Here is a 19,499-nt window from a genome sequence, read left to right as displayed (position 1 = left end):
TCGCCAAATTTAAAGGTTCTTGCAGTATGAAAGCCCGTGTCAATCGCCGGGCAAAGAGGCTATAGCGCATGCAGACGAAACCAGCGGCAGGCCGCGAACCGGCAGCCCGGCATGAACAGGACGCCACTCCGGCGAAAGCGATGCGCGACCTCGATTTCTCCACGATCCTCGACACTGAACTGCTGCAGAACCAGTGCGATGCCGTTGCCGAAGCCAACCGCAACCGGCCCGACATCATGCGCGCCGATCTCCTCGCCGTCCTGAAAAAGGCGAGCACGGAGGGCCGGCAGAAGGCGCGCGCCGCACTTGCCGCCGACGGCAGCGGGCTCAACTGCGCCTACCGGATTTCCTGGCTGCAGGACCAGATCATCACCGCCCTCTATAATTTCGCCACCGCCCATATCTTTCCGCAGCAGAAGGACAAGTTCGCCGTCACCGCCGTCGGCGGCTATGGCCGCGATACGCTGGCGCCCGGCTCCGATATCGACCTGCTCTTCCTTTTCCTGCCGCGGCCGGCGGAAGAGACGCACAAGGCGGTCGAATTCATGCTCTACGTGCTGTGGGACATGGGCTTCAAGGTCGGCCACGCCACCCGCACGGTGGAGGAATGCATCGCGCTTTCCAAGTCCGACATGACGATCCGCACCGCCATTCTGGAGATGCGCTTTATCTGCGGGCTGCAGCGGCTGGAAACCGAGCTCGAGAACCGCTTCGACAAAGAAATCGTCACCGGCACCGGCCCTGAGTTCATCGCCGCCAAGCTTGCCGAGCGCGACGAACGACACCGCAAGGCCGGCGACACGCGTTATCTCGTCGAACCGAACGTCAAGGAAGGCAAAGGCGGGCTTCGCGACCTGCACACGCTGTTCTGGATCTCGAAATATTATTATCACGTGCGCGACCAGGCGGAGTTGGTCAAGCTCGGCGTCCTGTCAAAACACGAATACCGCCTGCTCGAGAAGGCCGATGATTTCCTCTGGGCGGTGCGCTGCCATATGCACTTCCTGACCGGCAAGGCCGAGGAGCGCCTGTCCTTCGACATCCAGCGCGAGATCGCCGAAGCCTTCGGCTATCACACCCGCCCCGGCCTTTCGGCCGTCGAGCGCTTCATGAAACATTATTTCCTCGTTGCCAAGGATGTCGGCGATTTGACCCGCATCCTGTGCGCCGCACTCGAAGACCAGCAGGCGAAGTCGATCCCCGGCCTCACCGGCGTCATCAGCCGTTTCACCCATCGCACCCGCAAGATCGCCGGCAGCGTCGAATTCGTCGAAGACCGCGGCCGCATCGCACTCGCCGACGCGGAGGTCTTCAAGCGCGATCCGGTCAGCATCCTGCGGCTCTTCCATGTCGCCGACATCAACGGCCTGGAATTTCATCCCGATGCGCTGAAACGCGTCACCCGTTCGCTTGCCTTGATCGACAACAGCTTACGGGAAAACGACGAAGCCAACCGCCTGTTCATGTCGATCCTGACATCGAAACGCGACCCGGCGCTGATACTGCGCCGCATGAACGAGGCCGGCGTACTCGGCCGTTTCATTCCCGATTTCGGCAAAATCGTCGCGATGATGCAGTTCAACATGTATCACCACTATACGGTCGACGAACATCTGATCCGCACCGTCGACGTTCTCTCCGAGATCGACAAGTCGCGTTCCGAGGATCTGCACCCGCTCGCCAACAAGCTGATCGCGAATATCGAGGACCGCGAGGCGCTCTACCTGGCCGTTCTTCTCCACGATATCGCCAAGGGCCGGCTGGAGGATCATTCGATCGCCGGCGCCCGCGTCGCCCGCAAGCTCTGCGCCCGCTTCGGCCTGTCGCAGAAGCAGACGGAACTCGTCGTCTGGCTGATCGAGGAACATCTGACCATGTCGATGGTGGCGCAGACCCGCGACCTCACCGACCGCAAGACCATCACCGATTTCGCCGATCGGGTGCAGTCGCTCGACCGGCTGAAGATGCTGCTGATCCTGACGATCTGCGATATTCGCGCCGTCGGCCCCGGCGTCTGGAACGGCTGGAAGGGCCAGCTGCTGCGTACGCTCTATTATGAAACCGAGCTGCTCTTGGCCGGCGGCTTCTCGGAGGTCTCCCGCAAGGAGCGGGCGAATGCCGCCGCCGAGGCGCTGCGCGGTGCGCTCTCCGACTGGAGCCAGAAGGATCGCAACGCCTATACCAAGCTGCATTACCAGCCCTATCTGCTTTCGGTACCGTTGGAAGACCAGCTCCGCCACGCCCAGTTCATCCGCCAGGCCGACAAGGCGGGCCAGGCGCTCGCCACCATGGTGCGCACCGACAGTTTCCACGCCATCACCGAGATCACCGTGCTGTCGCCCGACCATCCGCGCCTGCTCGCCGTCATTGCCGGGGCGTGTGCGGCGGCCGGTGCCAATATCGTCGACGCGCAGATCTTCACGACCTCAGACGGACGGGCGCTCGACACGATCCATGTCAGCCGTGAATTTGCCGACGATGCCGACGAGCTGCGCCGTGCCGGCACGATCGGACGGATGATCGAGGACGTGCTGTCGGGGCGCAAGCGACTGCCCGAGGTGATCGCCACGCGGGCGCGCAACCGCAAGAAGAACAAGGCCTTCGTCATTCCGCCGTCGGTCAACATCACCAACAGCCTGTCGAACAAGTTCACCGTCATCGAGGTCGAGTGCCTCGACCGGCCCGGCCTGTTGTCGGAGATCACCGCCGTGCTCTCCGATCTGTCGCTCGACATCCAGTCGGCCCGCATCACCACCTTCGGCGAGAAGGTGATCGACACCTTCTACGTCACCGATCTTGTGGGACAGAAAATCTCGGGCGACAGCAAGCGCGCCAACATCACCGCCCGGATGAAGGCCGTGATGGCCGAGGAGGAGGACGAACTGCGCGAGCGCATGCCTTCCGGCATCATCGCGCCCGCCGCCACCGCCCGGACTTCGACCACAGCCGAAAAGAAAGCCGATTCCCCAGCATGAGTCTCGTCAAGAAATTCGCGACCGTCGGCGGCGCCACCCTCGGCAGCCGCATCTTCGGCTTTGCCCGCGAAACCCTGATGGCGGCAGCGCTCGGCACCGGACCGATGGCCGACGTCTTCTACGCCGCCTTTCGCTTCCCGAACCTTTTCCGACGGCTGTTTGCCGAAGGCGCCTTCAACGCCGCCTTCGTGCCGCTCTTTGCCAAGGAGATCGAGGCGAACGGCACGGACGGCGCCAAGCGCTTTTCGGAGGAAGTCTTCGGCGTCCTGTTTTCGGTGCTGCTCCTCATCACCATCGTGATGGAGCTCTGCATGCCGCTGCTCGTGCGCTTCGTCATCGCGCCGGGCTTTGCCGACGATCCAGAGAAGTTCTCGATCACGATCCGCATGGCGGCCGTGATGTTTCCCTATCTCATGTGCATGTCGCTGACGGCGATGATGAGCGGCATGCTGAATTCGCTGCATCATTTCTTCGCCGCCGCCATCGCTCCCGTCTTCCTCAACGTGGTGATGATCGGAGCGCTGTTCTATGCGCTCTATACCGGCGCCGATCCGCTGGCGACCGCCTGGTATCTCTCCTGGGGCGTTCTTGCCGCCGGCGTGCTGCAGCTCGCCGTCGTCTATGTCGGCGTGCTTGCCGCCGGCATGAGCATCGGCTTCCGCTTCCCGAAAATGACCCCGAACGTCAAGCGGCTGCTGATCCTCGCCGTGCCGGCCGCGGTCACCGGGGGCATCACCCAGATCAACCAGCTGATCGGCCAGGCGATCGCCTCCTCGCGCGACGGCGCGATCGCGGCGCTGCAATATGCCGACCGCATCTACCAGCTGCCGCTCGGCGTCGTCGGCGTCGCCGTCGGCGTGGTGCTGCTGCCGGAGCTCGCCAGGGCGCTGAAGGGCGGGGCGCTGCGCGAGGCCGGCAACCTGCAGAACCGCTCGATCGAATTCGTGCTGTTCCTGACCATTCCCGCCGCCTTCGCGCTGTGGATCCTGTCCGACGAGATCATCCGCGTGCTCTATGAGCGCGGCGCCTTCCATCAGGAAAATACCGCCGTCGTCGGCTCGATCCTGGCGATCTACGGCATCGGCCTGCCGGCCTTCGTGCTGATCAAGGCGCTGCAGCCGGGTTTCTATGCCCGCGAGGACACCAAGACGCCGATGCGTTTCTCGGCGATCGCCGTTGCGACCAACTGCGCCACGGCGCTGACACTCTTCCCCTATATGGGCGCACCCGGCATCGCGGTCGCCGAAGCCACCGCCGGCTGGATCAGCACCGTGCTGCTGTTCACCACGCTGCTGCGCCGCGGCCACCTGACATGGGAATGGGCGCTGGCAAAACGCGCCGCCCTGTTGATCGTCGCTGCCGCCGTCATGGGCGCAGCGATCGTCTTCCTCAAGCAATATTTCGCGTCCTGGCTTGCATCGGGCGCGCCGCTTCTGACCAAGATCGGCACGCTGGGGCTGCTGATCGCGATTTCCATGCTGGTCTATTTCGCCACCGCCTTCCTGATCGGCGGGGCAAATCTCGGGATGATCCGGCGCAATCTGAACCGCAAGCCGGCGGCGGCGGAAGATGCATAAGCTCTAACAATCGACCCATCGCCTTTGCGGCCCGACGTCGACATGAATGATGCCGTTGCAATAGCTGCCGATGCCGCCGATGCCGGGCGCGCTTCTTGCGGCGGCGATGATGGTGCGCTCCGACAGGCCCGGCATCCTGAAATCGGCCGCAAGGCATTTGCCATGCAGGGAGCCATGACGGCGGGGATGCGGCCTGTGGCCGGAGGTGATTACCGGTCGGCGGCCGGTTTTTGCAGCGATATGCGACAGGATCGCCCGAAGACGATTTGGAAAACAACCGGCTCGGACACTGACGGTCTGGACCGTATAGGCGAGACGCGCCTCGTGTTTCGTCAGATGAATGGCCGGCCTTTTGTTGTCTTGACCGACGGCGCTGGTTGCTGATTGTAGGGCGAAAAGGCCTGCCATGGCGAGCGAAGCGAGGTTCTGCATGGTCCCTCCGGGCGGTTGGAACGGCGGCCTTCCGCCGACACTGCGCGCGGTCGAGGATTTTCAGTTCAATAAAAGCTTTTCTGTGAAATTTTATACTCAATTGTGACTAAACCGTCTGATCAATTCGGCTTAAAATCGGGGCAGTATCTGCCTCAAAATGAAAAAAACATCCAAACGCAGGAGGTCGCATGACGATCCAGTCTCTTTTCCTGGTCACCCTCGTCGTCGACGATTACGACCGCGCCAAGGCCTTCTATTGCGAAACGCTCGGTTTCGATTGCCTTGGGGACGAGCCGCAGCCGGCGGGCAAACGCTGGGTGGTGGTGAAGCCAAGAGGCGGGGACGGCGCCGCCTTTCTGCTGGCGCAGGCAGCAAACGAAGTACAGCGGGCAGCAATCGGCAACCAGACGGGCGGCCGGGTCGGCTTCTTCCTGAAGACCGACGATTTCGCTCGCGATCATGCCGCGATGCTTGCAGCCGGCGTGCGCTTTCTGGAGGAGCCACGGCATGAGGTTTACGGCACGGTCGCGGTCTTTGCCGATCCTTACGGCAACAGCTTCGATCTGATCCAGCATGCCGCAGGCTGAACCCCTTGATTGCGACGGGTTGCCCGTGCATAAGCCGCGGCGTTAGCAACATAGGCGAAAAGCCCACTTTGCGCGTCTGAAAGACGCGCGGCGCTGTAGGCCCTCCACCAGCCTTTTGAGGACGACATGAGCGAATTCAAGAAACTCGTATTCTCCGGCGTGCAGCCGACCGGCAATCTGCATCTCGGCAACTATCTCGGCGCGATCCGCCGCTTCGTGGCGCTGCAGGAAGGCAATGACTGCATCTATTGCGTCGTCGACATGCATGCGCTCACCGCTCAGCTCGTCCACGAGGACATGCCGAGCCAGACGCGCTCGATCGCCGCCGCCTTCATCGCCGCCGGCATCGATCCGGAAAAGCATATCGTCTTCAATCAGTCGGCCGTGCCGCAGCATGCCGAACTCGCCTGGATCTTCAACTGCGTCGCCCGCATCGGCTGGATGAACCGCATGACGCAGTTCAAGGACAAGGCCGGCAAGGACCGCGAGCAGGCCTCGCTCGGCCTTTACGCCTATCCGAGCCTGATGGCCGCCGACATCCTCGTCTATCGTGCCACCCATGTGCCGGTCGGTGAGGACCAGAAGCAGCATCTGGAACTCGCCCGCGATATCGCCATGAAGTTCAACCTCGATTATGCCGAGCATATCGGCAGGACCGGCTACGGCGTCGACATCACCGTCGGCGACGAGCCGGTGCATGCATATTTCCCGATGGTGGAACCGTTGATCGGCGGGCCGGCGCCGCGCGTCATGTCGCTGCGCGACGGCACGAAGAAAATGTCGAAATCGGACCCTTCCGACCTGTCGCGCATCAATCTGATGGACGACGAGGATGCGATCTCGAAGAAGATCCGCAAGGCAAAGACCGATCCTGATGGTTTGCCGAGCGAGACCGACGGGCTGCAGGGCCGGCCGGAAGCCGACAATCTGGTGGCGATCTACGCCGCGCTCGCCGACAAGTCGAAGACCGAAGTGCTGGCCGAATTCGGCGGCCAGCAGTTCTCCGTCTTCAAGCCGGCGCTGGTCGATCTGGCAATCAACGTGCTCGCACCGATCACCGGCGAGATGCGCCGGCTTATGGACGACACCAGTCATATCGATGCCATCCTGCGCAAGGGCGGCGAGCGCGCAAGGGAGCGAGCCGAGGTGACGATGAAACAGGTACGCGACGTCATCGGCTTCCTATATTGAGGCCGATCTCCTCTTCTCCCTGCTGGGCGAAGAGGAGCAAAAACTGAGCTTGCAATTTTTCCGCTTCGGGTGTCAGAGTCCGCCCCATGGTATCGAAGCGACTCTCACGGCTCGAAGGTCATCGCCGCAAATTCATGGCGGTGATCGACGGTACACCCGAATGCCAGCGCGCCGTTCATTATGCCGGCCGGCGCGCGAAGAATTCCAATGGCGGGCTGGTGCTGCTCTACGTCATCCCCGACGGCGATTTCCAGCAATGGCTGGGCGTCGAGGCGATCATGCGGGCGGAAGCGCGCGAGGAGGCCGATGCGGTGGTTGCCAAGATCGCCCAGATCGTGCGCGAGACGATCGGCATCGAGCCGGAGATCGTCATCCGCGAAGGCGGTGCGGCCGAACAGATCAACGCGGTGATTGAGGACGACCGCGATGTGGCGATCCTGGTCCTAGCCGCCGGTTCGGCGAAGGAAGGTCCGGGACCGCTGGTCTCATCGATCGCCGGCCGCGCGGCGGCGTTTCCGATCCCGGTCACGGTGCTGCCGGATACGCTGACCAATGAGGAAATCGACGCCCTCTGCTGAGAAATTCTTGAGTATAAATCTCTTGAATGGAACCGGCAATCGGCTTATCTTCTTTTGAAGAATTCTAAAGACGGCGAAGCCATGGGCAGCCGCATGGAGACCCAGATGTTCATTCAGACCGAAGCCACCCCCAATCCCGCCACGCAAAAGTTCTTGCCGGGCAAGGTGGTGATGGAAAACGGTACGGCCGAGTTCCGCAGCGCCGAAGAAGCTCAGGCCTCGCCGCTTGCCGCCCGGCTGTTCGAAATCCCTGGGGTGACCGGTGTCTATTTCGGCTATGATTTCATTTCCGTCTCCAAGGACGATGCCGAATGGCAGCATCTTAAGCCGGCTATATTAGGCTCGATCATGGAGCATTTCATGTCCGGCAAGCCGGTCATGGGCGACGCCTCCATCCTTTCCGAAGACGCCGATGCCGGCGACGAATTCTTCGACGAAGGCGATGAATCGATCGTGCTAACCATCAAGGAGCTGCTGGAGACCCGCGTGCGCCCGGCCGTTGCCCAGGACGGCGGCGACATCACCTTCCGCGGCTTCAAGGACGGCAAGGTCTATCTGAACATGAAGGGTTCCTGCTCCGGCTGCCCGTCTTCGACGGCGACGCTGAAGCACGGCGTCCAGAACCTGCTGCGCCATTTCGTCCCCGAAGTGCAGGAAGTGATTGCCGCTTAAAAACGTAGGTTCGTCCGGCCGTTCATCTCCCGTTCGGCCGGATGAAATTATGATCGAGCGACAATAGATTTTTCGGAAATTGATGGCATGATTGTTCTGGCGCTCGACACGGCAGGTGTAGACTGCGCTGCCGCTGTTTATGACAGCGGTAGGAATACGATGCTGGGGGAGGCATCGGACATGATCGGCAAGGGGCATGCTGAACATCTGATCGGTATCGTCGATCGCGCACTCGATCAGGCCGGGCTGGCACTGTCCGACATCGACCGGCTTGCAGTCACCGTCGGCCCCGGCTCGTTTACCGGCATCCGCGTCGGCGTTGCCGCAGCCCGGGGTTTTGCGCTTTCCCTCAATGTGCCTGCCGTCGGCGTCACCACGCTCGAGGTCATGGCATCAGCCCAGCGCGAGAAGACGCCCGGCCGCGCGGTGCTGGCGGCAATGGACGCCAAGCGCGACGAGATCTACCTCCAATCCTTTTCAGCCGACGGTTCGGCCCTCGATGCGCCGCGGGCGGCAAGCGTCGCCGAGGCCCAGGCTTTCGCCGCCGGCTTCGACGGCGAGATTACCGGTTCGGCGACGCCGCTCTTGATGGCGGGCGCCGGCGGCGACCACGCCAACAGATTCCCGATTTCCATTGTGGCGCGCCTCGGTGCTGCCGCCTCCCCCGATGCCGGAAAGCCGAAGCCCCTTTATCTGCGCGGACCGGATGCCAAACCGCAGTCCGGATATGCGATCGCCCGACGAGTATGACGATGCTGGAAGCCTATCTGACGCTGAAGCCCGAATTCGAAATCATCGCCATGGAGCGCGAGGATTGCCGTGATGTTGCCGTGCTGCATGGCGAGCGGTTCGCGCGGCCTTGGGGCGACGGCGAGTTCCATAGCCTGCTGTCGCAGGAGACGGTGTTCGGCTTCGTCGCGCGCCAGACCAATGCCATCCTGAAAAAGCCGCTTCCCGGCTTCATCCTTGCCCGCCAGGTCGCCGGCGAAGCGGAAATCCTGACGATTGCCGTGCAGGCGAAGGCAGCCCGGGCCGGGCTCGGTTGGCGGCTGATGCAGGCCGCGATGCGGGAAGCGCGGGCGCGCGGCGGCGAGAGCATGTTTCTCGAGGTCGATAACGGTAATACGGCCGCCCTCGGCCTTTACCGCAAGCTCGGTTTCGAGAAGGTCGGCGAGCGCCAGGGCTATTACAAGCAGGAAAACGGCGCCCTTTCCACGGCGCTTGTCATGAAGCGCGTTCTTCGATAGTTCCCTGGCAGAGAAGACAGGCTGGCGCGACGACCGTGCGGGCGTTGTCGAAACGTGGATAGTTTTGAAGGCGGGCCATGCCTGATGTAGCCAAGACCCTTGAGGAGCTTTGCGCCGAACGCGGCATGCGCATGACCGAGCAGCGCCGCGTGATCGCACGTATCCTGGAAGATTCGGCAGACCATCCCGACGTCGAAGAGCTCTACCGCCGCTCGGTGAAAGTCGATGCGAAAATCTCGATCTCGACCGTCTATCGCACCGTCAAACTGTTCGAGGATGCCGGCATCATCGCCCGCCACGACTTCCGCGACGGGCGCTCGCGCTACGAAACAGTGCCGGAAGAGCATCACGACCACCTCATCGACCTGAAAACCGGTACGGTTATCGAATTTCGCTCGCCGGAGATCGAGGCGCTGCAGGAGCGCATCGCCCGCGAGCATGGCTTCAAGCTGGTCGACCACCGCCTGGAGCTCTACGGCATTCCGTTGAAGAAGGACGATCTCTGAAGCAATGGGTGCCCGGGAGCAGCACATTTGATCGCCTGGCTGCGCATTGCTCTGGCTGCGGTCGTTATCCTCGCCGTCAGCATCGTGCTCATACCGCTGCAACTGCTGGCGCTCAATTTCGACTGGCGGCTGCGCCGCCGGCTGCCGCGAGTCTGGCACCGCATCATCTGCTATTGTCTCGGCATTCGTGTGCGCGTCACCGGCAGGCTGGAAGATCGCCGGCCGCTGATGCTCTGTTCCAACCATTCGTCCTGGATGGATATCATGGTGATGTCGGCGGTTGCCGACGTCGCCTTCATCGCCAAGATCGAGGTGGCCGAGTGGCCCATCTTCGGCACGCTCGCCAAGCTGCAGAAAAGCGTCTTCGTCGTGCGCGAGGAGAGGCGCAAAACCGGCCATCAGGCCAATGAGATCGCCGGGCGCATGGCCGACGGCGAAATCATCGTGCTCTTCCCCGAGGGCACGACCTCTGACGGCAACCGGCTGCTGGAGGTGAAATCCTCGCTGTTCGGCGCCGCCGCGATGGCCGTGCCCGCCTCGCCGACCGGAACCGTCGTGGTTCAGCCGGTGGCCGTCGCCTATACAAGGGTGCACGGTATCGCCATGGGGCGCTATCACCGGCCGCTCGCCGCCTGGCCGGGGGATATCGAGCTTTTACCGCACCTCCTCGACATCGTGCGCTGCGGCGCCATCGACGCCGAGGTTTCCTTCGGCGAGGCGGTGGATTACCGCGCCGACAGCAATCGCAAGGAGGTCAGCGCGACCATTGCTTCGCGCATTCGCAACCTGCTCAACAGCCGCCTGCGCGGGAGGGAAATCTCCTAGCAAGCTGCGAAAACAAGATTTCGATTTTCTCGGGCGGCAAAACCCACTAAATAGCGCGGCATGACACAGGACAGCGCCCTTCTCCAGGCCCCGGAGCCGATGCTCCGCGACGGCTCCAACAGCCGCAAGGTCTTCATCAAGACCTATGGCTGCCAGATGAACGTCTATGATTCCATGCGCATGAGTGATGCGCTCGCCCGCGACGGTTACGAGCCGACGGAAGACATGGAACAGGCTGACCTCGTCCTTCTCAACACCTGCCATATAAGAGAGAAGGCGGCCGAGAAGGTCTATTCCGCGCTCGGTCGGATGCGCGAGATGAAGAAAAAGAAGGCGGCAGACGGCCGGGAGATGATGATCGGCGTTGCCGGCTGCGTCGCCCAGGCCGAAGGCGAGGAGATCCTGCGCCGGGCGCCGGCCGTCGACGTCGTCATTGGTCCGCAGACCTATCACCGCCTGCCGGAAGCTTTGCGTCGGGCCAAACAGGGCCAGCGCGTTGTCGACACCGAATATGCGATCGAGGACAAGTTTGAGCATCTGCCCATCGCCGAAAGCCGGAAGATCCGCGCCCGCGGCGTCACCGCCTTCCTGACGGTGCAGGAGGGCTGCGACAAGTTCTGCACCTTCTGCGTCGTGCCCTACACGCGCGGCTCGGAAGTGTCGCGGCCGGTCACTCAGATCGTCGAGGAAGCCGAAAAGCTCGTCGAAGCCGGCGTGCGCGAAATCACCCTGCTCGGGCAGAACGTCAATGCCTGGCACGGCGCCGGGCCGCAGGGGGAGGCATGGAGCCTCGGCGACCTACTCTACCGCCTCGCCGAAATCCCCGGCCTCGCCCGCCTGCGTTATACAACCAGCCATCCGCGCGACATGGACGACCGGCTGATCGAGGCGCATCGCGACCTCAGAGCATTGATGCCCTATCTGCATCTGCCGGTGCAATCGGGTTCCGATCGCATCCTGAAAGCGATGAACCGGCGCCACACGGCGGCCGAATATCTCTCGCTGATCGAACGCATCCGCACGGTGCGACCCGACATTGCCCTTTCCGGCGATTTCATTACCGGCTTTCCGGGGGAGACAGACGAAGATTTTGAGGATACATTAGAACTTGTGAAGACGGTGCGCTATGCGCAGGCCTTCTCGTTCAAATACTCGACACGGCCGGGGACACCCGGCGCGGAACTGAAGGACCAGGTGCCGGAAGAAATCAAGGCAGAACGGCTGGAACGCCTGCAAGCGCTTCTCCTGAAGCAGCAGCAGGAATTTGCCGAATCCTGCATCGGCAAAGAGATCGATCTGCTGCTCGAAAAGCCCGGCCGCATGCCCGGCCAGTTAATCGGACGTTCTCCCTGGCTTCAGTCTGTGAATGTTGATGCAAAAGCATCGCAAATCGGTGACATTATCAAAGTGCGAATCACCGGAACCGGAACGAACAGCCTGTTTGCCGAACGCGCAGAGGCTGCGGTTTAACCCAAGGAGCCCGACCGCTTGAACGGACAAGAATTGGTTTCTTCTTCACCGCGCCACCCCCGCACGCCGAGCGACACCAATCACTTCGTCCTGACGTTCGAGAACAATCGGTTCGCCAGCGAGCTCTTCGGTCAATTCGACCAGAACCTCAAGCTGCTCGAGGAGCGGCTCAACATCGATGCGCGGGCGCGCGGCAATTCCGTCGTCATATCGGGCGATGTCGTGACCACCAACCAGGCACGGCGCACGCTCGATTATCTCTATGAAAAGCTTCAGAAAGGCGGCAGCGTGGAAAGATCCGACGTCGAGGGCGCAATCCGCATGGCGGTCGCCGCCGACGACCAGCTCAGCCTGCCGACGATGGAGCGCAAGGCCAAGCTGACGATGGCGCAGGTCTCCACCCGCAAGAAAACGATCATCGCCCGCACGCCGACCCAGGACGCCTATATCAGGGCGCTGGAACGCTCCGAACTGGTCTTCGGCGTCGGCCCGGCCGGCACCGGCAAGACCTATCTCGCCGTCGCCCATGCCGCCCAGCTGCTGGAACGCGGCGCCGTCGAAAAGATCATCCTGTCGCGTCCGGCCGTCGAGGCCGGCGAGCGCCTCGGCTTCCTGCCGGGCGACATGAAGGAAAAGGTCGATCCCTATCTTCGCCCGCTCTATGACGCGCTCTACGACATGATCCCAGCCGACAAGGTCGACCGGGCGATCACCGCCGGCGTCATCGAAATCGCGCCGCTCGCCTTCATGCGCGGCCGCACGCTCGCCAATGCCGCGATCATCCTCGACGAAGCGCAGAACACCACATCGATGCAGATGAAGATGTTCCTGACGCGCCTCGGCGAGAATGCCCGGATGATCGTCACCGGCGACCCGAGCCAGATCGACCTGCCGCGCGGCGTCAAATCCGGCCTCGTCGAGGCCCTGCAACTGCTGAACGGCGTCGAGGGCATCTCGATCGTGCGCTTCAAGGATACCGACGTCGTGCGTCATCCGCTGGTCGGGCGCATCGTCAGAGCCTATGATTCCACCTATGCCGTCGAAGCCGAAGACGTCAGCCGGCCCGACTGATGGCCGAGCTCGACATCCAGATCAGCATCGAGAACATCGGCTGGCCCGAGGAGGAGACGCTGCTGGCTTTTTGCGGCCACGTGCTCGGGGCAGCGGCGATCTATCTCCGCGACAGTGAAAAGCAGCCCTTTCCGACGATGCCGCCCGAGGTGTCGCTGGTCTTTACCGACGACGCCTCGATCCAGGACATCAACGCCGAATGGCGCGGCAAGGACAAGGCGACCAACGTGCTGTCCTTTCCGGCCTTTCCGGTCAAGCCGGGCAAAATGCCCGGCCCGATGCTCGGCGACATCATCATCGCCCGGGAGACGGTGGAGCGGGAGGCCCATGAGCTCGAAAAAAGTTTCGACGACCACCTGACCCATCTTCTGGTGCACGGTTTCTTGCATCTTCTCGGCTACGACCATATGAATAGTACCGAAGCCGAAATTATGGAGGGGCTGGAGACTCGCATTTTGGCGCAGCTCGGCCTATCTGATCCTTACGAGGGTCAAGACCTTAAAATGGAACCATGAGCGACTTTACGACGAAGCCGGCGGCAGACGCCAAGGACTCTGAGCCATCCTCTTCTTCGGACGAGGCGGGCAGTAGTAGTCGGCCATCCGGCCGATCCCAATCCTTCTGGTCGCGCGCCGCGCGCATACTTCGCCCACAACAAGGTTCACGACTGCGCGAGGATCTCGCCGACGCGCTGATGACCGACGCGGCCGGCGACGACGCCTTTTCTCCCGACGAGCGGGCGATGCTGCACAATATCCTGCGCTTCCGCGAGGTGCGCGTTGCCGACGTGATGGTGCCGCGCGCCGACATCGAGGCGGTCGATCAGAACATCACCATCGGCGAGCTGATGATCCTGTTCGAGGAATCCGGCCGTTCGCGCATGCCGGTCTATGCCGATACACTCGACGATCCGCGCGGCATGGTGCATATCCGCGACCTGCTCTCCTATGTCGCCAAGCAGGCGCGCAACAAGCGCCGCGGCCCGACGAAACCTTCGGTCGCGGTGCCGGCGATCGAGGTTGCGCCTGAGAATATCCAGAAGCCGCCGCGTTCGGCCAAGTCGAATTTCGATCTTGCCCGCGTCGACCTGCAGAAGACGCTGGCCGAGGCCGGCATCATCCGCAAGATCCTGTTCGTACCGCCGTCGATGTTGGCCTCCGATCTCTTGCGCCGCATGCAGGTGAACCGCACGCAGATGGCCCTCGTCATCGACGAATATGGCGGCACCGACGGTCTCGCCTCGCATGAGGACATCGTCGAAATGGTGGTTGGCGACATCGACGACGAACATGATGACGAAGAGGTGATGTTCAAACGCGTCGCCGAAGACGTTTTCATCGCCGACGCCCGGGTCGAACTGGAAGAGATCGCCGAAGCGATCGGGCCGGATTTCGACATCAGCGAGCAGGTCGACGAGGTCGATACGCTGGGCGGGCTGATCTTCTCGGCACTCGGCCGCATTCCGGTGCGCGGCGAGGTCGTTCAGGCGCTGCCGAATTTCGAGTTTCACATCCTCGACGCCGATCCGCGCCGCATCAAACGGCTGCGCATCACCCGCAAGCGCCACGCGATCCGCCGCCGCGCCAAAGAGGCCGGCGACATCACGCCCGGCTCCGAGACCGGCGACGACCGGCCAGCCGAATCGACCGCCAACTAGTCCCTTGCTTGAACATGTCGTCAGGAACTGCCGCACAGTTCCTGACGACATGCATTAAAGCGTGTCGCGATCTTTCAGATTCGCTCCTTGCGCTTTAATTTGGCTCTTTGTTTTTGCGCATGTCGTTGCCGCAAAACCGCGGCACACTTTTGCGCGACATGCTCTAACAGGACAAAGCGCCGCTTTTTTGAAAGACTGCGGATCGGTTGATTCGCGGCTTGACGGGAGTGTGCATGGAGCGGCTTGCGGACAGGGTTATCCTCGTCTGGGGGTTCAAACGGTCGTTGCTGGCGATCGGCGCAGGCGCGTTCGCGGTGCTGGCGCTGCCGCCCTTCGGTTTTTTCGCGGCGATGTTCCTCTCCTTCACGCTGCTCGTCTGGCTGATCGACGGGGCAGCGGCTTCGCCTGAAAGCGGCCTGATCGGCAGGCTGTGGCCGGCCTTCGCGGTCGGCTGGCTGTTCGGCTTCGGCTATTTCGTCGCCGGCCTCTGGTGGCTCGGCCATGCGCTGCTGGTCGATTCGGAGGAGTTCGCCTGGGCGCTGCCGCTCGCCATCCTCGGTCTGCCGGCCTGTCTGGCGATCTTCTACGGGCTGGCTGTTGCGCTGGCCCGCATCTTCTGGTCCGACGGCATGGGGCGGATCGCCGCACTTGCGGCTGGCTTCGGGCTAATGGAATGGCTTCGCAGCGTCATCCTCACCGGTTTTCCCTGGAACGCCATCGGCTACGGCCTGATGCCGGTTCCGCTGATGATGCAGTCGGCGCACGTGATCGGGGCGATGGGGGTGACTGCCCTTGCCGTTTTCGTGTTTTCCGCGCCCGCCCTTGTCGGGACCCGGCAGGGCGCTCGTACCGGCATTGCGCTTGCCGTCCTGCTGTTTGCCGCCCATCTCGGCTACGGCGCCTACGCTCTCTATCTGGCGCCGCGGCCGGCGCCGTTGCCCGAGGACAAGCGGCCGGTGGTGCGGCTGGTGCAGCCTGATATCGACCAGGCGGCGAAGATGGACAACGACGCCGATCGCAATGCGATCTTCGAGACGCATCTGAAGCTTTCGGCCGAGGCGCCTAAAAATGGCGGGCGCAAGCCCAATATCATCGTCTGGCCGGAAACCTCGATCCCCTTCATCCTGACCGAAAACCAGGATGCGCTGACGCGGATCGCCGATACGCTCGACGATGACCAGATCCTGATCGCCGGCGCAGTGCGCGCCGAGGAAATGGGGCCGGGCACGCCGGTGCGCTACTATAATTCCATCTATGTGATCGACGGCCGCGGTCAGATCATCGCCGCCTCCGACAAGGTGCATCTGGTGCCCTTCGGCGAATATCTGCCCTTCGAAGACCTGCTCACCGAATTCGGAATCCAGAACGTCGTGGAGATACCGGGCGGGTTTTCGGCTGCCGCAAGCCGGCACCTGCTGGCGCTGCCCGGCGGCCTCAATCTTTATCCGCTGATCTGCTACGAGATCATTTTTCCGGGTGAAATGACCGGCGACATAAAAGACGCCAACGCCCTCCTCAACCTCACCAATGATGCCTGGTTCGGCATGACCCCCGGCCCCTACCAACATTTCCTACAGGCGCGGGTGCGGGCGGTCGAGACCGGCCTGCCGCTGATTCGCGATGCCAATAGCGGTATTTCGGCGCTGGTGAACGCCCATGGAGAAATAATCGCCGGCCTCGATCTTGGAGAAACCGGCTTTATTGATGCAACTGTCGATAGCTTCGGTGAAGGGTTCGGAACCACATACCCCCACCAGACATACTTCTGGTTGACCGAGGCTCTGCTGATTTTGATTGCGCTGATTTCACGCGGAGGTTTTATTTTAGGGTTGAATTGACCAAAAACCCCTAAAATTGCATAGTGATGACAATCGGCGTTCTTAACGGATGTTGGAAGGTGGGTTCCCACCAACTGCAACGTGGCGTTTTGGGATGGATCAGGGGCATGCCGGTTAGAAACAGGTTGAAATTCGTAGCTAGGGCACGACCATGATTGAAAACAAAAAGAAGCCAAATCCGATCGACATCCATGTTGGCAGCCGCATTCGCCTTCGCCGAACAATGCTGGGCATGAGCCAGGAAAAGCTTGGCGAAAGCCTCGGCATCACCTTCCAGCAGATCCAGAAATATGAAAAGGGAACCAACCGCGTCGGCGCAAGCCGTCTGCAGAACATCTCGAGCATCTTGAATGTTCCGGTCTCCTTCTTCTTCGAGGATGCGCCCGGCGAACATTCCGGCGCCATTGGCGGCATGGCCGAAACCTCGAGCTCGAATTATGTCGTCGACTTCCTCTCCTCCTCCGAAGGCCTGCAACTGAACCGCGCCTTCGTGAAGATTTCCGATCCCAAGGTTCGCCGCAAGGTCGTGGAACTGGTCAAGGCGCTTGCCGCGGAAGCCGACGCCGACTGATCACAGCTCCCTTCGCAGCATGGAGGCGGCCGAAAGGCCGCTTTTTTGCGTTTTTGGGGCAAAATTTGTCACTTTGCCGCAGATATAAAGATATATTTATGTCCTTCTGCGCTTGTCATCAGCGCACGAACTGAGTACCTACTAGCAAGCTTTTATTCTTTGAGGGGAATCCCGGAATGCGCGCGAATTATCTCTTTACCAGCGAATCTGTTGCCGAAGGTCACCCGGACAAAGTGTGTGACCGCATCTCCGACGAGATCGTCGATCTGGTCTACCGCGAAGCGGCCAAGACCGGCGTCAATCCGTGGGGCGTGCGCATTGCCTGTGAAACGCTGGCGACCACCAACCGCGTCGTCATCGCCGGCGAGGTCCGCCTGCCGCCGAGCCTGATGAAGAAGGACAAGGACGGCAACGACGTCATCAATCCGTCCAAGTTCAAGGCCGCCGCCCGCCGCGCGATCAAGGATATCGGCTACGAGCAGGACGGCTTCCACTGGAAGAAGGCCAAGATCGACGTGCTTCTGCACTCGCAATCGGCCGACATCGCCCAGGGCGTCGACAGCGCCGCCGACCAGCAGGGCGACGAGGGCGCCGGCGACCAGGGCATCATGTTCGGTTATGCCTGCCGCGAGACGCCGGACCTGATGCCGGCGCCAATCTATTATTCCCACAAGATCCTGCAGCTGCTGGCGGCCGCCCGCAAGAAGGGTGATGGCGAAGTCGCCAAGCTCGGCCCCGACGCCAAGAGCCAGGTGACCGTGCGCTATCTCGACGGCAAGCCGTCGGAAGCGACCTCGATCGTGCTTTCCACCCAGCATCTCGATGAGAGCTGGGATTCGAAGAAGGTCCGCGCCGTCGTCGAACCCTATATCCGCGAAGCGCTCGGCGAGCTGAAGATTGCCGATGATTGCAAGTGGTACATCAACCCGACCGGCAAGTTCGTCATCGGCGGCCCGGACGGCGACGCCGGTCTCACCGGCCGCAAGATCATCGTCGATACCTATGGCGGCGCCGCACCGCATGGCGGCGGCGCATTCTCCGGCAAGGACACGACCAAGGTCGACCGTTCGGCCGCTTATGCTGCCCGCTATCTCGCCAAGAACGTCGTGGCCGCCGGCCTTGCCGACCGCTGCACGATCCAGCTCTCCTACGCGATCGGCGTCGCCCAGCCGCTGTCGATCTATGTCGATCTGCACGGCACCGGCAAGGGCGTTTCCGAGGACCAGGTCGAAGCGGCGATCCGCGAGAATATGGACCTGTCGCCGTCGGGCATCCGCCGTCACCTCGACCTCAACAAGCCGATCTACGCCAAGACTTCCGCTTACGGCCATTTCGGCCGCAAGGCCGGCCGCGACGGCTCGTTCTCCTGGGAGCGCACCGACCTCGTCAAGGCGCTGAAGGAAGCCGTCAAGATCAAGGCTGCTGCATGACGGATATGGAACGCCGGGGCCGGGCGACCGAAGCCTTTTTCGGTCGCCGTAAGGGCAAGGCCCTGCGCGAACAGCAGGCTGAGACGTTAAACAGCCTGCTCCCGGCATTCCTCGTCGACCTCTCGGCGGCTCCTCCGGAGCCGCTGACATCCCTCTTTCCGGTTCCCGTCAAAACATTGCGGCTGGAAATCGGTTTCGGCGGTGGCGAGCATTTGATGCACCGCGCCTTGGAACGGCCTGCGACCGGCTTCATCGGCGTCGAGCCCTTCGTCAATTCCATGCAGAAGCTGTTGTCGCGCATCGGCGACACCGGCGCGCGCAATATCCGCGTCTATAATGACGATGCGACGCAGCTGCTCGACTGGCTGCCGGACGCGTCGCTCGACCAGATCGATCTGCTCTATCCCGACCCCTGGCCGAAGCGCAAGCACTGGAAACGCCGCTTCGTGTCGAAGACCAATCTCGACCGCTTCCATCGCGTGCTGAAGGCCGGCGGCCTGTTCTGCTTCGCCTCCGACATCGACACCTATGTGAACTGGACGCTGCTCAAATGCCGGGACCATAGCGGCTTCGACTGGCTCGCCGACAATGCAGCCGACTGGCTGACGCCCTACGAGGGCTGGCCGAGCACCCGCTACGAGGCCAAGGCGCGGCGCGAGGGCCGGTCTTCGGCCTATCTGACGTTTCGGAAAATTTGAGTTTCGACGGCAGCTAAAGGGCAATAGTGACGGGCGTGCCGTGCGGCCCCCTTGCATGTTCAATTTGCGCTGATTGTTGGATGATCGGTGCGCACTCCGGCGGATGGCCATCCGCCGGAGTGCGGACGGCCGGGACCGCAGGCCCCTTGGCTTGAACCGGGGATGAGATTGGTC

Annotated in this window: 19 protein-coding genes; 18 read left to right on the top strand and 1 reads right to left on the bottom strand. The window is 62.1% G+C overall.

Annotated features, from left to right (window positions below):
• Positions 1-68 precede the first annotated feature (68 nt).
• Positions 69-2,975, top strand: coding sequence for a [protein-PII] uridylyltransferase (locus tag C4N04_RS22110; RefSeq protein WP_096763014.1), 2,907 nt, complete (start codon positions 69-71; stop codon positions 2,973-2,975).
• Positions 2,972-4,552 carry a murein biosynthesis integral membrane protein MurJ gene (murJ, locus tag C4N04_RS22105; RefSeq protein WP_039617543.1) on the top strand — a complete coding sequence of 527 codons (1,581 nt, stop codon included), beginning with the start codon at positions 2,972-2,974 and terminating at the stop codon, positions 4,550-4,552. Before C4N04_RS22110 ends, murJ begins: the two co-directional genes overlap by 4 nt.
• Before the next feature lie 3 nt (positions 4,553-4,555).
• Here murJ and C4N04_RS22100 read toward each other — a convergent pair whose 3' ends face one another.
• The gene (locus C4N04_RS22100) at positions 4,556-4,984 is read right to left on the bottom strand and encodes a D-Ala-D-Ala carboxypeptidase family metallohydrolase (RefSeq protein WP_096763015.1); all 429 of its coding nucleotides are present in this window, start codon (positions 4,982-4,984) and stop codon (positions 4,556-4,558) included.
• A 188-nt stretch (positions 4,985-5,172) separates the two neighbouring features.
• Here C4N04_RS22100 and C4N04_RS22095 point away from each other — a divergent pair, with 188 nt between their 5' ends.
• The 16 genes from C4N04_RS22095 to C4N04_RS22020 all read left to right on the top strand — a co-directional run bounded on the left by C4N04_RS22095 (position 5,173) and on the right by C4N04_RS22020 (position 19,325).
• Positions 5,173-5,571, top strand: coding sequence for a VOC family protein (locus tag C4N04_RS22095; RefSeq protein WP_096763016.1), 399 nt, complete (start codon positions 5,173-5,175; stop codon positions 5,569-5,571).
• Positions 5,572-5,697: 126 nt separating this feature from the next.
• Positions 5,698-6,762, top strand: a complete 1,065-nt coding sequence (gene trpS, locus C4N04_RS22090) for a tryptophan--tRNA ligase (RefSeq protein ID WP_096763017.1) — start codon at positions 5,698-5,700, stop codon at positions 6,760-6,762.
• 86 nt (positions 6,763-6,848) lie between these two features.
• Positions 6,849-7,340 carry a universal stress protein gene (locus C4N04_RS22085; protein WP_106797031.1) on the top strand — a complete coding sequence of 164 codons (492 nt, stop codon included), beginning with the start codon at positions 6,849-6,851 and terminating at the stop codon, positions 7,338-7,340.
• A 105-nt stretch (positions 7,341-7,445) separates the two neighbouring features.
• Positions 7,446-8,012: a NifU family protein gene (locus tag C4N04_RS22080; protein ID WP_009993091.1), complete on the top strand. Its 567-nt coding sequence runs from the start codon at positions 7,446-7,448 to the stop codon at positions 8,010-8,012.
• Between the two features lie 87 nt (positions 8,013-8,099).
• A complete protein-coding gene (gene tsaB, locus C4N04_RS22075) occupies positions 8,100-8,762 on the top strand; it encodes a tRNA (adenosine(37)-N6)-threonylcarbamoyltransferase complex dimerization subunit type 1 TsaB (protein ID WP_106797030.1) in 663 nt (220 codons plus the stop codon).
• Positions 8,759-9,259 carry an N-acetyltransferase gene (locus C4N04_RS22070; protein ID WP_010004257.1) on the top strand — a complete coding sequence of 167 codons (501 nt, stop codon included), beginning with the start codon at positions 8,759-8,761 and terminating at the stop codon, positions 9,257-9,259. The genes tsaB and C4N04_RS22070 overlap by 4 nt, the downstream gene beginning before the upstream one ends.
• A 77-nt stretch (positions 9,260-9,336) precedes the next feature.
• Positions 9,337-9,765: a Fur family transcriptional regulator gene (locus C4N04_RS22065; RefSeq protein ID WP_009983216.1), complete on the top strand. Its 429-nt coding sequence runs from the start codon at positions 9,337-9,339 to the stop codon at positions 9,763-9,765.
• A 27-nt stretch (positions 9,766-9,792) separates the two neighbouring features.
• Complete coding sequence (locus tag C4N04_RS22060) at positions 9,793-10,590, top strand: 1-acyl-sn-glycerol-3-phosphate acyltransferase (RefSeq protein ID WP_106797029.1); 798 nt, start codon at positions 9,793-9,795, stop codon at positions 10,588-10,590.
• Positions 10,591-10,650: 60 nt separating this feature from the next.
• The gene (miaB, locus tag C4N04_RS22055) at positions 10,651-12,060 is read left to right on the top strand and encodes a tRNA (N6-isopentenyl adenosine(37)-C2)-methylthiotransferase MiaB (RefSeq protein ID WP_106797028.1); all 1,410 of its coding nucleotides are present in this window, start codon (positions 10,651-10,653) and stop codon (positions 12,058-12,060) included.
• Positions 12,061-12,078: 18 nt separating this feature from the next.
• Complete coding sequence (locus C4N04_RS22050) at positions 12,079-13,131, top strand: PhoH family protein (RefSeq protein WP_038686477.1); 1,053 nt, start codon at positions 12,079-12,081, stop codon at positions 13,129-13,131.
• A complete protein-coding gene (gene ybeY / locus C4N04_RS22045; RefSeq protein WP_038686475.1) occupies positions 13,131-13,646 on the top strand; it encodes an rRNA maturation RNase YbeY in 516 nt (171 codons plus the stop codon). The genes C4N04_RS22050 and ybeY overlap by 1 nt, the downstream gene beginning before the upstream one ends.
• On the top strand, positions 13,643-14,788 hold the full coding sequence (locus C4N04_RS22040) for a hemolysin family protein (RefSeq protein WP_039617524.1): 1,146 nt from the start codon (positions 13,643-13,645) through the stop codon (positions 14,786-14,788). The genes ybeY and C4N04_RS22040 overlap by 4 nt, the downstream gene beginning before the upstream one ends.
• A gap of 233 nt (positions 14,789-15,021) precedes the next feature.
• A complete protein-coding gene (gene lnt, locus C4N04_RS22035) occupies positions 15,022-16,626 on the top strand; it encodes an apolipoprotein N-acyltransferase (protein WP_106797027.1) in 1,605 nt (534 codons plus the stop codon).
• A gap of 151 nt (positions 16,627-16,777) precedes the next feature.
• Positions 16,778-17,197: a helix-turn-helix domain-containing protein gene (locus tag C4N04_RS22030; protein WP_038686469.1), complete on the top strand. Its 420-nt coding sequence runs from the start codon at positions 16,778-16,780 to the stop codon at positions 17,195-17,197.
• A gap of 176 nt (positions 17,198-17,373) precedes the next feature.
• Positions 17,374-18,627 carry a methionine adenosyltransferase gene (gene metK / locus C4N04_RS22025; RefSeq protein ID WP_038686468.1) on the top strand — a complete coding sequence of 418 codons (1,254 nt, stop codon included), beginning with the start codon at positions 17,374-17,376 and terminating at the stop codon, positions 18,625-18,627.
• Positions 18,624-19,325 carry a tRNA (guanosine(46)-N(7))-methyltransferase TrmB gene (locus C4N04_RS22020; RefSeq protein ID WP_096763022.1) on the top strand — a complete coding sequence of 234 codons (702 nt, stop codon included), beginning with the start codon at positions 18,624-18,626 and terminating at the stop codon, positions 19,323-19,325. Before metK ends, C4N04_RS22020 begins: the two co-directional genes overlap by 4 nt.
• Positions 19,326-19,499: the final 174 nt, after the last annotated feature.

This window comes from Rhizobium sp. H4 (genome assembly GCF_003013335.1).
Classification (GTDB): Bacteria; Pseudomonadota; Alphaproteobacteria; order Rhizobiales; family Rhizobiaceae; genus Rhizobium; species Rhizobium sophoriradicis.
The sequence above is the reverse complement of the archived record's forward strand: the minus strand, read 5'-3'. Positions and strand labels throughout refer to the sequence as shown.